At 43.4% G+C, this 14,565-nt stretch carries 14 protein-coding genes; 10 read left to right on the plus strand and 4 right to left on the minus strand.

Annotation, left to right across the window (positions count from 1 at the left end):
* Positions 1-152 precede the first annotated feature (152 nt).
* Together J2X69_RS22360 and J2X69_RS22365 are read right to left on the minus strand one after the other, a co-directional pair.
* Complete coding sequence (locus J2X69_RS22360) at positions 153-491, minus strand: MGMT family protein (protein ID WP_310108332.1); 339 nt, start codon at positions 489-491, stop codon at positions 153-155.
* Positions 472-1,365, minus strand: coding sequence for a mechanosensitive ion channel domain-containing protein (locus J2X69_RS22365; protein WP_310108334.1), 894 nt, complete (start codon positions 1,363-1,365; stop codon positions 472-474). The genes J2X69_RS22360 and J2X69_RS22365 overlap by 20 nt, the downstream gene beginning before the upstream one ends.
* Positions 1,366-1,424: 59 nt before the next feature.
* On the opposite strand from J2X69_RS22365, the gene J2X69_RS22370 reads away from it, so the two are divergent.
* The 3 genes from J2X69_RS22370 (at position 1,425) to J2X69_RS22380 (ending at position 3,126) form a co-directional block, all read left to right on the plus strand.
* Positions 1,425-2,102, plus strand: a complete 678-nt coding sequence (locus J2X69_RS22370) for an SDR family NAD(P)-dependent oxidoreductase (RefSeq protein WP_310108336.1) — start codon at positions 1,425-1,427, stop codon at positions 2,100-2,102.
* A gap of 100 nt (positions 2,103-2,202) precedes the next feature.
* A complete protein-coding gene (locus J2X69_RS22375) occupies positions 2,203-2,664 on the plus strand; it encodes a nuclear transport factor 2 family protein (RefSeq protein ID WP_310108338.1) in 462 nt (153 codons plus the stop codon).
* 6 nt (positions 2,665-2,670) lie between these two features.
* Entirely contained in the window at positions 2,671-3,126 is a 456-nt protein-coding gene (locus tag J2X69_RS22380; RefSeq protein ID WP_310108340.1) for a hypothetical protein, read from the plus strand.
* A 7-nt stretch (positions 3,127-3,133) separates the two neighbouring features.
* On the opposite strand, the gene J2X69_RS22385 is transcribed toward J2X69_RS22380, so the two are convergent.
* On the minus strand, positions 3,134-3,556 hold the full coding sequence (locus J2X69_RS22385; RefSeq protein ID WP_310108342.1) for an META domain-containing protein: 423 nt from the start codon (positions 3,554-3,556) through the stop codon (positions 3,134-3,136).
* Between the two features lie 419 nt (positions 3,557-3,975).
* Between J2X69_RS22385 and thrA the strand changes: the two genes are divergently transcribed.
* From thrA to J2X69_RS22405, 4 genes are all read left to right on the plus strand, one after another.
* Positions 3,976-6,426, plus strand: coding sequence for a bifunctional aspartate kinase/homoserine dehydrogenase I (gene thrA, locus J2X69_RS22390; protein ID WP_310108343.1), 2,451 nt, complete (start codon positions 3,976-3,978; stop codon positions 6,424-6,426).
* Positions 6,426-7,364, plus strand: coding sequence for a homoserine kinase (locus J2X69_RS22395; RefSeq protein WP_310108345.1), 939 nt, complete (start codon positions 6,426-6,428; stop codon positions 7,362-7,364). The genes thrA and J2X69_RS22395 overlap by 1 nt, the downstream gene beginning before the upstream one ends.
* Before the next feature lie 4 nt (positions 7,365-7,368).
* The gene (thrC, locus tag J2X69_RS22400; RefSeq protein ID WP_310108348.1) at positions 7,369-8,667 is read left to right on the plus strand and encodes a threonine synthase; all 1,299 of its coding nucleotides are present in this window, start codon (positions 7,369-7,371) and stop codon (positions 8,665-8,667) included.
* Positions 8,668-8,822: 155 nt separating this feature from the next.
* Positions 8,823-9,506 (plus strand): hypothetical protein, encoded by a 684-nt coding sequence (locus J2X69_RS22405; protein WP_310108349.1) that lies wholly within the window; start codon positions 8,823-8,825, stop codon positions 9,504-9,506.
* A 336-nt stretch (positions 9,507-9,842) separates the two neighbouring features.
* On the opposite strand, the gene J2X69_RS22410 is transcribed toward J2X69_RS22405, so the two are convergent.
* Entirely contained in the window at positions 9,843-10,817 is a 975-nt protein-coding gene (locus J2X69_RS22410) for a polyprenyl synthetase family protein (RefSeq protein ID WP_310108352.1), read from the minus strand.
* Positions 10,818-11,108: 291 nt separating this feature from the next.
* Here J2X69_RS22410 and J2X69_RS22415 point away from each other — a divergent pair, with 291 nt between their 5' ends.
* The 3 genes from J2X69_RS22415 (at position 11,109) to J2X69_RS22425 (ending at position 14,403) form a co-directional block, all read left to right on the plus strand.
* Positions 11,109-11,606 carry a DUF4199 domain-containing protein gene (locus tag J2X69_RS22415; protein ID WP_310108354.1) on the plus strand — a complete coding sequence of 166 codons (498 nt, stop codon included), beginning with the start codon at positions 11,109-11,111 and terminating at the stop codon, positions 11,604-11,606.
* 63 nt (positions 11,607-11,669) lie between these two features.
* Positions 11,670-13,367 carry a 1-acyl-sn-glycerol-3-phosphate acyltransferase gene (locus J2X69_RS22420; RefSeq protein WP_310108421.1) on the plus strand — a complete coding sequence of 566 codons (1,698 nt, stop codon included), beginning with the start codon at positions 11,670-11,672 and terminating at the stop codon, positions 13,365-13,367.
* Positions 13,345-14,403 carry an NAD(P)H-dependent glycerol-3-phosphate dehydrogenase gene (locus J2X69_RS22425; RefSeq protein WP_310108357.1) on the plus strand — a complete coding sequence of 353 codons (1,059 nt, stop codon included), beginning with the start codon at positions 13,345-13,347 and terminating at the stop codon, positions 14,401-14,403. Before J2X69_RS22420 ends, J2X69_RS22425 begins: the two co-directional genes overlap by 23 nt.
* Positions 14,404-14,565: the final 162 nt, after the last annotated feature.

Raw genomic sequence — 14,565 nt, forward strand, 5'->3', positions numbered from 1 at the left:
AGTTTAAAAACTAGATTAAAAAACACAAAAAATGGGCCAAAACTTCAAGCTATGCCCCATTTTATTTGAATGTCTAGTAAATCGCCAAACAAAAGTAGCGTTCCATCGGAACGCTTGGTGGTTTTCTTAATGTAATTGCAATCGTGGATTTATCAAAGCGCCAGCTCCACATCCGGATTCCAGAATACTTTGTCGAAATTCTGAACTTTGTCTTTCACCACTTTTACGCCTTCTTTTTCCAGCAACTCCTGCATCTCGGTAGGGGTAGAGAAGTGACCTTTCCCGGTTAATAGCCCTTGGCTGTTTACCACGCGATGGGCAGGCACATCATCCATAGTATGGGCAGCGTTCATGGCGTATCCCACCATTCTAGCTCCGCTCTTTATTCCCAGATAATGAGCAATTGCACCATAATTGGTTACTCTTCCGCTGGGGATTAATCGCACCACTTGGTACACCAGATCGAAATAATTAGGCTTTTCGGGTTTCATTGGACCAGTTGATAAAAGCTTGGTTGATAGTTTTATTGACATTTTTCTCAATGACTTTCTCTCCCGATTTGATGGGGAATTGATAGCGGATTATAATGCTTTCAGGCTTTCTTTCAAGGATATTGAGCTGTGCACCGTCCACGTATACATAGTCTGAGAATGCAGTCAAGGATTTATTCAGCGTCTTTTCGAGCTCGTTTAATTGGATCACAGAGTAAAATGGGATTTCCGAATCGAAGATGACCTGATGTGAATTATTCTTGGAGTAATTCACCACTTCCGAGGTGAGCGCAAGGCTGTTGGGAACAATGACAATTTCCCCTGTTTGCGTTTTAAGCACCATATTGATCAGGGTGATATCCCGGATGAAACCTACATTTTTTCCAATCAAAATCTTATCGCCGATCTCCAACTGATCCGAAAACATGATGATCAATCCATTTACAATATTGGTGATGTAGTCCTTGGTGAGTAGTGCAATTGCCGCTGCAACTATGGTGATACTTGTCAGAAATTTCAATGGCTCGACCCCAAAAAGTATGATTAAAGCTACCAAAACGACTATCATGTTCACCAGCGTAGCGAGGCGGTCAATCCCTATGATAAAATTTGGCTGCACTCTGGATTCCTCAGTTCTTTTGAGGTAAAACTGGAGCGTGGTGATACGTGCCAGAGAGATAATAAGGTTTCCGCTGATTAGGAAAATGAGTGCGCGGATTACATTGGCAAGAATTGTATAGCGGTGAAGAAAAGGTGAAAGCCAAGTATTTGATTCAAATCCCACGATCAAAACCAGGAGTAAAATCAGCTTGAGGAAGAAGTTTCTCCGGCGTTTGTTTTCCTGATTCTTTATGATGCTTTTGAGTTGATTCATGTCGTTTTCGAAAAATTAAGCCTAATTTTAACAAATATCAGAAAGAATTTCGGAGTAGTATGAGCAGAAATATCATTATCACAGGAGCAGGCGGAAATCTAGGTTCAGCAGTAGTGGAGAAGTTCAAGCGAGAGGGATATCATATCATTGCGCTTTTGCATCCCGGCAAAAACCACGAGGTAGAAGAAGCCGACGACTCGTATGAAGTGGATGTGACGGATGAAGCAGCGGTCGCTGACTTTATCAAAGAGTATCACCTGCAATACGGGGATGTGGATGCATTGGCGTTTTTAGTCGGTGGTTTTGCGATGGGAGGAATAGCGGACACTAGCCAGGCAGATCTGGAGAAAATGTTTAATCTTAATTTTTTCTCAGCATTTCATCTGGTCAAAGGCTTTTTGCCGGTGATGAAAAAACAGGGAAAAGGCACTTTCCTATTCGTAGGTGCCCGTCCTGCGCTACAAATGAAAGATGCAAAGGAAACTTTGGCATATGCATTGAGTAAAAAATTAATCATTTCTCTGGCTGAAATAGTGGGGGAAGAGACTAATGATACACCGATCAGATCACACGTCTTTGTTCCAAGTATTATCGATACTCCTCCCAATCGTGAGTCTATGCCTGAGGCTGATTTTAGTAAGTGGGTACGTGCTGACGAGATAGCAGAGGCTATGCATTATGCTGTCAATACGCATTCATTACAGAATATGACCTTCAAGCTTTATGGGGAAGTTTAATTGATCCATATGAAATCGAGCATGACTCAAGAGTCACACACTGGGATGATTATCTGCCATGCGAGATTCCATGTGACCATTGAAAATCAATTATAAACACATGAATAAAAAGAACTATTTAATACTCGCCATTTTTGTTTTAGCAATAACAATTCCGGCGTTTGCCCAGTCTGAAGAGAATGCGGTAAAAGCCGTCATAGAATCCCTTTTCGATGGAATGAGGGCTAAAAATACGGATCAAATTGCGGTAGTTTTCTCAGAAGATGCCATCATGCAGACGATTGAGACGACCGGTGAAATAGGTGAGGTGAAGGCCAGTTCGGTGGCTGATTTTGTTAAAGGAATCGGCAGTCTTCCTGATGACACTGTCTTGGATGAGAGGATCTCAGATTATCAGATTACTATTGACGGGCCATTGGCTACTGTCTGGACTCCATATGAGTTTTATTTCAATGACAAATTCAGCCATTGTGGCGTGAATTCATTTCAATTAGTAAAAATGGCCGAAGGCTGGAAAATTGTTTACATCATCGATACTCGCCGGAAAGACGGCTGCTCTTGATAATTTATGAATACGTTTAAAGAAAAAGTTTACCAGACTGCGATTGCGCAGGTAAAAGAAAAAATCAATCTATTGAAGGCTGAGCGAAAGGCTATCAATGACGGGATTTTGGAGGACACGAAAAGTAGTGCCGGGGACAAGTTTGAAACCGGTAGGGAAATGATGTCCCGTGATCTTATGACTGTGGAGAATCAGCTCAAGCAGGCTAATTTCGAATTTGATGAACTGTGTAGGCTTCAGGCGATCAAAGAACCGTCTTCGTCTGTTCAGGAAGGAAGTTTGGTGCAGGTAGGCACAGATAAATATTTGATTTCTGTCAGTTTAGGTCAGCTGTCTGTGGATGGTCAAAAGCTTTTTATGCTAAGTAAAAACTCTCCATTGGGAGAAATCTTGGTTGGGGCTAAGAAGGATGAGCAGATAGAATTCCGTGGAAAATCCATCCGGATTACTGAATTGCTGTAAATCTTACTCAGTCTTTCTTTGGGACAAAACTCATCAACTCGGTGGCTCCATCGAGTAGGATGAGTTTGTCTTTTGCTACTTTCAGATCACCTACTTTGGCCAAAGTAGAAATGAATTCCTGTTCACCCGAACCGGGGCACATTTTTTTTGTCATCGCTCCGGGGTCAAGGTTGATCCCGGATCCTTCAATTGAAAAGTTTCCCGAGAAATTATTGCAGCCGGCAAACCCTGCCAATCTGCCGTTATCTAAAAAGCTCAGTGATGGAATACCGCCTACAAACTGGTTCATATCAAGTCCTTTGCCCATAAGGGATGAAAGTGCCCAGCTGTTTCCGGTGAGAAGGCTTAGGGGGTTCAGTGACTTAGTGCTTTCACAGCCGGCGAGAAGCAAGAAAATAAGTCCGAAGAAAAGGGGTTTGTAAGCTCTCATTTTTTGAAGGGTTTAGTGCTTAACGAATTTAAGTAATTTGGCTCCAAATACAATTTTGTGTTTTAAGCTCAGAAGCAACGATTATGTCAGGTTCTAAGTTTTTTGGGTAATTGTTGATTTATTTCTAATTGGATTTCGGTTTTTTTCGAAAAACTCTAATGGTTTGTTTGGCTAATAGAAATTTTGGCAGTAAGATTGTCCTGTCAATTGTCCAGTTATGGTATTTGCAGCAAAAATCTCTTCAGACCTAAATCTACTTCCAGCCATGGAAGCGGGAGCCTGCACCACTTTTTCTATGACGACATGGATTGGTACCACGATTACGGGGTGATCCCGTTGCAATTTATAAAGTACCCGCCCCCAGGGCCTTTTATAGGTCTATTTTAATTTCCCAGTAATTAATTTCAGAAGTAATATTTATGAAAATCATCAAGTTCGGTGGCTCATCCGTAGCGAACCCAGAAAATATTCAGCGAGTTTTCTCCATCATTCAGGACAAACTCAAGGAGCACGAAGTAGCCATTGTTTTTTCTGCTTTTGGCGGAGTTACGGAAAGTTTGTTGAAGATCGCCCAGCTCGCCAGAGAAGGGGATGAGGCCTATCGGGAGGTGCTTCAGACGCTTGAAGAAAAGCACTTGACTATCGTCCGTCAACTTATTTCAGTGCAGAGTCAGTCTACTGTCATGACCTTTGTCAAAGTGAGGTTCAAAGAGCTTGAGGATCTTTTTCATGGCATCTACCTTATCAAGGAAAATTCGGTTCGTACACTTGATTATGTGGCGAGTTTTGGAGAGAGACTGGCGGCTTTTATCCTTGCAGAATCTATGCAGGGACATGGTTTTAAGACACAGTTTCTTGATGCCCGGGATGTAATACGTACCAATGATAGATTTGGGCAGGCAAAAGTTGACTTCGAGGTTACAAATGCGTTGATCAAGGATTATTTTGCGAAGCACGACGGAATCAAAGTAATTACCGGTTTCATCGCTTCCACTGAGAAAGGAGAAACCACCACGCTGGGTAGATCGGGTTCTGACTATACAGCTGCGATTTTTGCGGCAGCATTGGGTGCGGAAAATTTGGAGATTTGGACCGATGTTTCCGGAGTGTTGACTTCAGATCCAAAGCTGGTCTATACCGCATTTACCATTCCTCAGCTGAGTTATAATGAGGCGATGGAGCTTTCGCATTTTGGGGCAAAAGTAATTTTCCCTGCGACCATGCAGCCTGCGATGCGCAAAAGCATTCCGATTTATATTAAGAACACCTTTGAGCCCGAGAATCCGGGAACGCTGATCAATGGGGAAGTAAGCCCCGGAGCATTGATCAAAGGCATAAGCTCTATCTCAAATGTGTCAATCGTGACTGTGCAGGGAGCAGGGCTGCTGGATTCAGTCGTAGGTACCAGCCGTGTTTTCAAGGCTTTGGCAGAAGCTAAAGTAAATATTTTGCTGATCTCCCAGGCTTCATCGGAGCATAGCATATGTTTGGCGATCAAGACCCAGGAGTCTTACATGGCAAAGGAGGCAGTGGAGAAAGAGTTTTTCTATGAAATCAAGTCAGGTGAAATGGACGAAGTGGTGCTGCTTCATGACTTGGCTACCGTGGCGGTAGTGGGAGAGAACATGAAACATAACCCGGGGGCTTCCGGGCGGATGTTCCGTGCATTGGGAAGGAATAATATCAACGTAGCGGCAATTGCTCAGGGAAGTTCTGAGCTGAATATTTCGGCTGTGATACCTCAACCCGATTTGCAAAAGGCACTCAATGCCCTTCATGAAGCATTCTTCCTTTCTGAGAATAAAGTGCTTCACGTGTTCTTGGTGGGTACAGGCTTGATAGGCCAGGCTTTGATCAAAATGATCGCAAACCAACAGCAGAAGCTACGTGGTGACAATGAACTGGATATTCAGATTCACGGCTTGGCAAACAGCCGATATATGGCATTCCATGAAGATGGATTTGACCTCAGCAATCCCTATCAACTGAGTGATTCTGATACGATAACTGATCTGAATAAATTCATCAGAAAGATGGAAGAAATGAATTTCTCCAACTCCGTGTTTGTGGATTGTACCGCAAGCCAGGATGTGGCGGAACTCTATACTCATATCTTGGAAGCAAAAGTGGCGATTGTCACTCCGAATAAAAAAGCAAACTCCGGCTCTATGGAGCAATACAGAGCTTTGAAGAAGTTGGCGAAGAAACGCGGCGTGAAATTCCTCTATGAAACCAATGTGGCAGCAGGACTTCCGGTGATCAATACACTTCAGGATTTGATGCTCAGTGGAGATAAGGTAATCCGCATAGAAGCTGTGCTTTCCGGATCCATGAATTACATTTTCTCCGAGCTTGAGAAAGGAGATCCTTTCTCCGAAGTAGTGAAAAAAGCAAAAGAATTGGGCTTCACTGAGCCTGATCCCCGTGATGATCTGAGCGGAATGGATGTGGCAAGAAAGATTCTGATTTTAGGCCGTGAAGCAGAGCAGGATTTGGAGTTTGATTCCATAGACATTCAAAGCATGGTACCTGATGATTGTCAGGATTTAAGTTCTGTTTCTGAGTTTTTTGAGGTATTGAAGACTCATGACGGTGACTTTGCAGAAATGCTGAAAACCGCTGAGGCCAAAGGGGAGAAACTGAGGTTTATGGCAACATTGGAGAATGGTAAAGCCAAAGTAGGCTTGAATTCACTTCCTATAGCACATCCGTTTAGCGGCTTGGGAGGAAGTGACAATATGATCCTAATGACTACCGACCGCTACCACGATAGACCTATGATCATCCGCGGTCCGGGTGCGGGTGCGGATGTGACTGCGGCAGGTGTATTTGCAGATGTGATTCGTATCGGTAACTACACTAGGGAATAATGCTTCGCTCTGTTAAAGCTTTTGCACCTGCAACTGTCGCGAATGTGTCCTGTGGATTTGATATTCTGGGATTCGCGATTGATGCGATGGGCGATACTGTCGAACTGGTTCTGAAGGATGAGCCGGGGTTGGTTGTGGTTTCTATAGAAGGGGATGGCGGAAAACTTCCCCTTGATGCGGAGAAAAATACCTGCGCAGTGGCTATTCAGGCAATGTTGGATGAATTGGGATCCAATGTTGGGATGAATATTTACCTGACCAAAGGCTTGCCGTTAGGATCAGGCATGGGATCAAGTGCAGCAAGTGCTGTGGCAGCTCTGGCTGCTGCGAATAGGCTGCTTGGAGAGCCTTTTGAGAAGAAAGATCTGTTGCCTTTTGCGATAGCAGCAGAAAAAGTGGCTTGTGGAGCAGGCCATGCGGACAATGTGGCTCCAAGCTTATTGGGCGGGTTTGTTTTGATCCGTGATTACCACCCGCTGGATGTGATCAAGCTTCCTGTTCCCGGCGGTCTTTGCTGCACATTGGTACATCCACATTTCGAGTTGAAAACGGCTGATTCCAGATCAGTACTCAGAGATCAGATACCGATGAAGCATGCGACGATCCAGTCAGGAAATGTCGCAGGTCTCATCGCAGGCTTATACGAAGGGGACTTTGAATTGATATCAAGATCATTGAGGGATGTGATCGCCGAGCCATATCGCGCTGTCTTACTTCCTGGGTTTTACGAGGTAAGAGAAGCTCTGAAAGCAGCGGGAGCATTGGGGATGGGTATTTCCGGCTCGGGACCTACACTTTTCGCCCTTTCCAAGGGTAAAGAAACAGCAGTTGCGATAGCAAAGGCAGCAGAAGAAATCTACCGTGAAATCGGATTGGGAGTGGATGTCTATTTCTCTGAAATCAACACCAAAGGCGCTTACGTCATCGAAGAAAAATAAGGATATGAAGTTTTATAGTACGAACAATTCCAACCATCAAGTAGAACTGGCAGAAGCAGTGATAAAAGGGCTAGCGCCTGATCAAGGGCTTTATATGCCTACAGAAATCCCGGTTTTATCGAAAGAACTTTTGGACAAACTCCCTGAGATGACTTTTCGGGAAATTGGCTATGAAGTCATTGGGGCGTTGTTTTCGACGGCTTTGAGCGAAGCGCAGATCAACGAACTGGTAGACCATACCTTGACTTTCGATGCCCCTCTGGTGCAGGTGGAGGAAGATGTCTATAGCTTGGAGCTTTTTCATGGGCCTACCTTGGCATTCAAGGATTTTGGGGCGAGATTTTGCTCTAAACTGATGAGTATGCTGATGTCGAAATCTGACCGGAAAGTACGTGTGCTGGTAGCCACTTCCGGGGATACCGGCAGTGCGGTCGCCAATGGTTTCTTGGGAGTGGATGGGGTAGAGGTGATTATACTTTTTCCAAAAGGCAAAGTGAGCGAACTCCAGGAAAAGCAGTTTACTACCTTGGGACAAAATATCACTGCGCTGGAAGTTGATGGCGTTTTTGACGATTGTCAGAAGATGGTGAAAGAGGCGTTTTTGGATGCTGAATTAAACGAAAAACTTTTACTTACCTCTGCCAATTCTATCAACGTGGCCAGATGGATTCCGCAATGTCTGTACTATTTCTACGCTTTTTCCAGACTTCCTAGAAAGGATAAAAAAGTAGCTTTCGCAGTTCCTTCGGGGAACTTCGGGAATATAGCAGCAGGTATTCTGGCTCAGAGAATGGGGCTTCCAATAGCTCATTTCGTAGCCGCCACCAATGTGAATAAAGTGGTTCCGGATTACCTTCAAGATGGCCTGTTCACAGCAAAACCATCCATAGCTACCATTAGTAATAGCATGGATGTGGGGAACCCAAGCAATTTTTACAGGCTGTTGGCGCTTTATGGTAATGATGAACAAGAGTTGAAGTCTCAGGTCTCGGGTTGCTATTATTCTGATGAGGCAACTGTGGCAGCCATGCAGGCGGTGAAGGAGAAAGGCTATACGCTTGATCCTCACGGAGCGGTGGGGTATTTGGGTTTGAAGAATTTTATGGGCAAAAATCCGTCCTATCAAGGTGTCTTTCTAGAGACCGCGCATCCCGGGAAATTCCGTGAAACTGTGGAAAAAGCATTGGATCTTAAGTTGACACTTCCGGAGCGGTTGGCGGCATTTATGGATGGAGAGAAAAAAGTGGAGTCTATGCAGAACGATTTTCAAGAGTTTAAAAGCTATTTGAAGACTTTGAAGTAATCAATCTATAAATTAGTTTTGCAATTACTTGAAAAGGGGTTTCAAGTGTTTTGTGATAATTTATTTTTTACCCTTCGATGTCTAAAAACTCGATTGATTGCAAGAAAAGAAATGGAGTGAATTTCATAGTTTGGAGTTTTTGGGCTGGAAAGCCTATGAATAAGAACAGACAGCTAAGCTATGATATGATGAGGAGTCATATAGGAGTGCCTGTGTTTTTAGTCAGTCTTGAGAATCTTGATCGATTGATTTTGCCTGACTATCCGCTGCATCCCGCTTTTCAGTATCTGAGCGTGGTGCATAAGTCTGATTATTTAAGGGCTTACCTCGCTCACCACTGGGGAGGAGGCTGGCATGACATCAAGGCGACAGAAGTCTCCTTTGAGAAAGCCTGGGATGAATTCAAGGATGAAAACGTGTTTTTGGTAGGTAGAAAAGAGCGGGAGAAAGGGGCTGCTAAAATCTATGATAGTGAGAATAATTGGATGCCTGATAAATGGAATGATCTGGTAATTACCTCAGCATATGTGGTCAGACCCTATACTCCATTCAGCAAGGAGCTTTTAGAACAAATGGATAAGGTGTTGGATGATAATTTTGACTTGCTCAAAAAATATCCCGGAAAACACCCGAGAGAGCGAAAGCTAGCCTCAAAAAATGCCTTTCAGGGAATCCTCAACAGAGTAAAAAACTTGGCTTCCGGAAGAACTCATCATTACCCTTTGCCTTGGACGTATATTGGGAATGTGTTTCAGCCATTGGTGTATAAGTACAGGGCACACGTAAGCCAATCTCTACCCGAAGATCTTCAGAGGTGGGCTGGAATAAAGCATAGGTAATCTAAAAAGAGCGTATTTGCCTCACCGATTTTTTCGGAGATCGAGCTGACCAGCTGTAAAATGCTTGGAGTGATATCATAGGGAGCTTTCATTGACAGTATCATTTGATACTATCAAAGGTATTACAATTGACATTACCTAGGATAGGTTGGGATAAGTAAAGCCGAGAAAAAGTGATTAGCTTACTTCGCAAATTCAATAAAAAAATATTGAAACCCTGCTCATTTGATGTTAAACACTAGCATTGAGGCTACTTCGGTCATCCGCCTTCGGTCTTCTAGCCCGTAAATCAAGAAGATTTAGATCAATAACCTCATCGCAAATAAATACTAAGAACTACTTCTTTCTCTCGATCGTGTAACTCACGAGTCCTTCCAATGATGTTTTGTAGGCTGAGTCAGGGAAGGTTTTAAGAATATCAAGGGCTTCCATATGGTATCTATCCATGATAGTTTTGGCATACTCCAGCCCACCGCTTTTCTTTACAAAGCTGATCACTTGATTTACCGCTTTCTTATCTTCACTCCGATTGCGGATGAGGTGGATGATTTTCTTTTTCTCTAACCAGTCCGCGTGTTGCAAAGCAAAAATAAGGGGAAGAGTCATCTTCTTCTCTTTGATATCAATGCCGACAGGTTTGCCGATTTCATCGTCACCGTAGTCAAAAAGGTCATCTTTGATCTGGAAGGCCATACCTACTTTCTCACCGAATTCCCGCATTTTGGCAATAGTCTCATCATTACTTTCGGTACTGGAAGCGCCTACTGCACAGCAAGAAGCCAGTAAACTGGCAGTTTTTTGTCGGATGATATCGTAGTAGACTTCTTCAGTGATATCGAGTTTTCTGGCTTTGGCGATTTGTAGCAATTCGCCTTCAGACATCTCTTTTACAGCATTGGAGACGATTTTCAACAATTTAAAGTCACCATTGTCCACACTTAAAAGCAAGCCTCTGGCGAGAAGATAATCTCCCACTAAGACTGATATTTTATTCTTCCAAAGCGCATTTACAGAGAAAAATCCCCGGCGGTAGTTTGCATCATCCACCACATCATCATGCACCAAGGTAGCGGTGTGCAGCAATTCAATAAGAGCAGCACCACGATGTGTGGAGTCGTTTATTCCACCACATACACCCGCACTCAAGAACACAAACATAGGGCGCATCTGCTTCCCTTTGCGCTTGACAATGTAATTGGTGATGTGGTCGAGGAGCTTGACCTTGCTTTTCATGGAGTCCCGAAATTTCAGCTCAAACTGAGCCATCTCGCTCTCTATCGGTACTTGTATTTGCTTAAGGTCTGGTTTCATCCTGTCTTTGATGTTGTAAAAATAATACCCTTTCTCTCATGGGCAAGGGATTGAAGGCCTACGTGCAGCAATCAATCGAAAATGATGCTGATTTTAAGAAATCGAGCCTGCCTGAGGCATACAGCCATGATCCCGTACTGCGGGAACACACAACTTGTCCCGAACCTGCCGACCGCAGGCAGGGATTCCATAGCCTGCCTCGACTAATCAGGATGATTGCTAAAAAACAATCATAATCACATGGAATTATGTATTTTGTACTAGTGATTTTGCACCCTTACCCCGGAAGCTATGAAGAATGTTAAAATTGAAATCAAGTGGGCGTTGATCTTTGTGGTCATGATGTTGGCTTGGATAGCGTTGGAAAAGTCTTTGGGCTGGCACGATGAAAAAATAGCAGACCATGCCACCATGACCAACTTGGTGGCAATTCCGGCGGTTGCAATCTATGTTCTTGCTTTGCTGGATAAAAGAAAGAATTTCTATCAGGGTGTGATGAGTTACTATCAGGGTTTTATGACCGGTTTGGTGATTACTCTTATTGTGGTGGTTTTGAGCCCGCTTTCCCAATACATCACAAGTGAATTTATTACTCCGGATTATTTTACCAATATTATTAATTATTCTGTGAGTACAGGTGAAATGACTCAGGAGAAAGCTGAATCTTACTTCAATTTACAAAGCTACATGATTATGTCTGCTGTAGGGGCTTTGATTATGGGGATTGCTACCTCAGCCGTTGTGGCTGTTATTCTAAAATCGAAATCAAAACCTTCTGCTTCCTATTGATCATTCGCAGTAAAAAGGGCTTTTTCACTATCTTTGATTAGATTTTTAACAAAAACCAGCCACTTGGAGGAGAAATACATTAAGCATAAGTACGAACCGATTCACCCGAGCAAAGAGGAATGGCCTGTGGTGAAGTTGGCGAGGGAGCGTAAGGAGTTTGTGAAAAAAGTGGCAGATCTGTCTGAGAATAGGATTCTCAAGCTCACAGGCAATAATCCAGACATTCTCAAGGAAGAGTTAGAAACGACTCTATACCGTGAGAAACTCCGGATCAAACAGAATTCCTGGGTAGTGGATCCTGATGACGACGGTCCCTTTTGGAATGGAGTGAAATCTTCTTTGGTACAGATCAGTGCCGAGTCAGCGAGAAGTAAAGTCAGGAGATTTCAGGAGTATAAGTCAGTGCTGAACAGTATCACCGCTCGCTATGCTGAAGAAATCGCCAGTAATTTCAAGGCTACACATTATAAATTCACCAGATCTGTAGTTACCTATGGCTTTTCGCGACTGCTGAATGCGGCTCGTGTGAAGGGTTTCAAGTCTATTTTCAGTAATCAGTACACCCTTCAGGATAAAATCCAGATTACAGGAGAGACAGACCAATTGAGGGACTTGGCTACCAAAGGAACAGTGGTGATGGTACCTACCCATTTCAGTAATCTGGACAGCATTTTGATTGGCTGGGTGATTTCCGTTTTGGGATTGCCGCCTTTTATCTATGGAGCAGGTCTGAATCTTTTCAATATTTCCATTTTTGCCTATTTCATGAACTCACTTGGTGCTTACAAGGTAGATAGAAGGAAGAAAAACCTGATGTACTTGGAGACGCTCAAAACGTATTCTAAGGAAGCTATTCAGTTTGGTTGTCACAGTTTGTTTTTCCCCGGAGGTACCAGATCCCGTAGTGGGATGATTGAGTCGAAGTTGAAGCTTGGATTGCTGAGTACTGCAATAGAAGCCCAGCGGGCAAACTTTGAAAATGGGCTGAATGATATTTCGGGCAAAATTTTCATTGTGCCTGTGACGATCAATTATCACTTTGTGCTGGAGGCACCGAGTCTGATCCGGGATCACTTGAGTATCACGGGGCAAGAAAGGTATTACAAGGAGAATGATGAATTCTCGAATTCATACAAGATATCCAAGTTTCTCATTAAGTTTTTTACCAAAGGATCTGATATCTCGGTGTCTGTAGGCAAGGCAATGGATGTGCTTGGTAATTACGTAGATGTGGATGGGAGAAGTATGGATAAGCATGGGCGTATAATCGATACGCGGGATTATTTTATCTCAGACGGCGAGGTCTCCGTGGATAATCAGCGTGAGGAGGAGTACACGAATATGCTGGGTAAGAGAATCGTGGAAGAGTTTCACAAGATCAACCGTGTGTTCAATTCTCATTTGGTGGCTTTTGTGGCATTTGAACTTGTCAAAAAACAAAACAAGAAACTGGATCTGTTTGACTTGCTAAGGCTTCCAGAAGAGGATATAACCATTCCTTATGAGGAGTTCAAAGCGAATTGCCAGCTGGTACTGGATAAAATCCGCGAGCTAAAGTCTCAGGGACTAATCAATACTGCGCCGCACCTTTCCCGTGATATGGAAGAAATAATCATACGGGGAATAGATAACGTGGGGATGTATCATGCCAAGCGGCCAATTATTCAAGATAAAAATGGCGACATAGGTACTGACGACATGAGTCTGCTTTATTATTATCATAACAGATTAACAGGATATGGATTCGAAAAACTCTTCTAAACCAAAGTATATCGGTGTGATCGGAGTGGGAAGCTTTGGTGCGGCAATAGCGAATATTCTGGCGGCCAAGAACCCTGTGATGGTGTATGCTCGAAAGCAGGAAGTAGTAGATGAAATTAATACAATCCATACAGCTCAGGGAAAGGAATTAAGAAAAAATGTAATTGCTTCCAATGACCCGGAGCAACTTGCCAAAAGCTGTGATGTGTTATTTTTCATGGTTCCCTCGTCAGGATTTCAGGATGTGGTGAGAACTTTCTCTCCTTTTCTTTTTCCATATCATTTGATCATTCACGGGACTAAAGGACTCTGCTTGAATCTCAAACCCGGAGAAACGCTGGGAACAGTAAAACGGATCAAGCGTAGTGAGATCTTAACCATGAGTGAAGTGATTCTTCAGGAAACAGTTGCGGTGCGGGTAGGATGCTTGGCAGGACCTAATCTCTCCAAAGAGCTGGCTCAGGGTCAGCCTGCCGCTACTGTGATTGCTAGTAAATACAATGAGGTAATACTGGAAGGACAGAGTCTATTGCGATCTGAGAAATTCCAGGTTTACGGAAATTCGGATATTATCGGTGTAGAGATCAGTGGCGTTTTAAAGAATATTATTGCGATCGCTTCAGGAGCTTTGGCAGGTTTGGGATTGGGGGAAAATGCAAAAGGACTACTGATTAGCCGGGGAATGGTAGAGATGATCCACTTGGGCAATGCACTTGGTGGAAGTATCAAATCTGTCATGGGCTTGGCTGGAATAGGGGATTTGGTTGCTACCTGCAATTCCGTTCACTCCAGAAATTTCTCGGTAGGCTATAGACTGGCGAAAGGTGAAACGCTGGAGACCATACTGGGTGATATGGATGAGGTGGCAGAGGGAATCAATACAGTGAGAATCATCAAAGCGTTTTTGGAAACTGCAGATCTGAGGGCGCCCATCACGGAGAATCTTTACCGTGTGCTTTTTGAAGATCTGGAAATCGAAGATGCACTACAGTTTTTGATGAAATACCCTTTTAATGTGGATGTGGATTTCGTGTAAATAAGCAAGATGAAGGTATGGGTTGCTTTATTTCAATTTCCCCTTCTTGAAAAACTTATTGTATTGATCCGGGAAGAAAAGCGTAAAAATTTAAGATTTCACTGCTTGATATGTACTTTTTGGAAGCGGTATTGAGAGGCGTAAAGAGATTTTATTGGGTTG

The sequence above is a fragment of the Algoriphagus sp. 4150 genome, from assembly GCF_031457395.1.
Classification (GTDB): domain Bacteria; phylum Bacteroidota; class Bacteroidia; order Cytophagales; family Cyclobacteriaceae; genus Algoriphagus.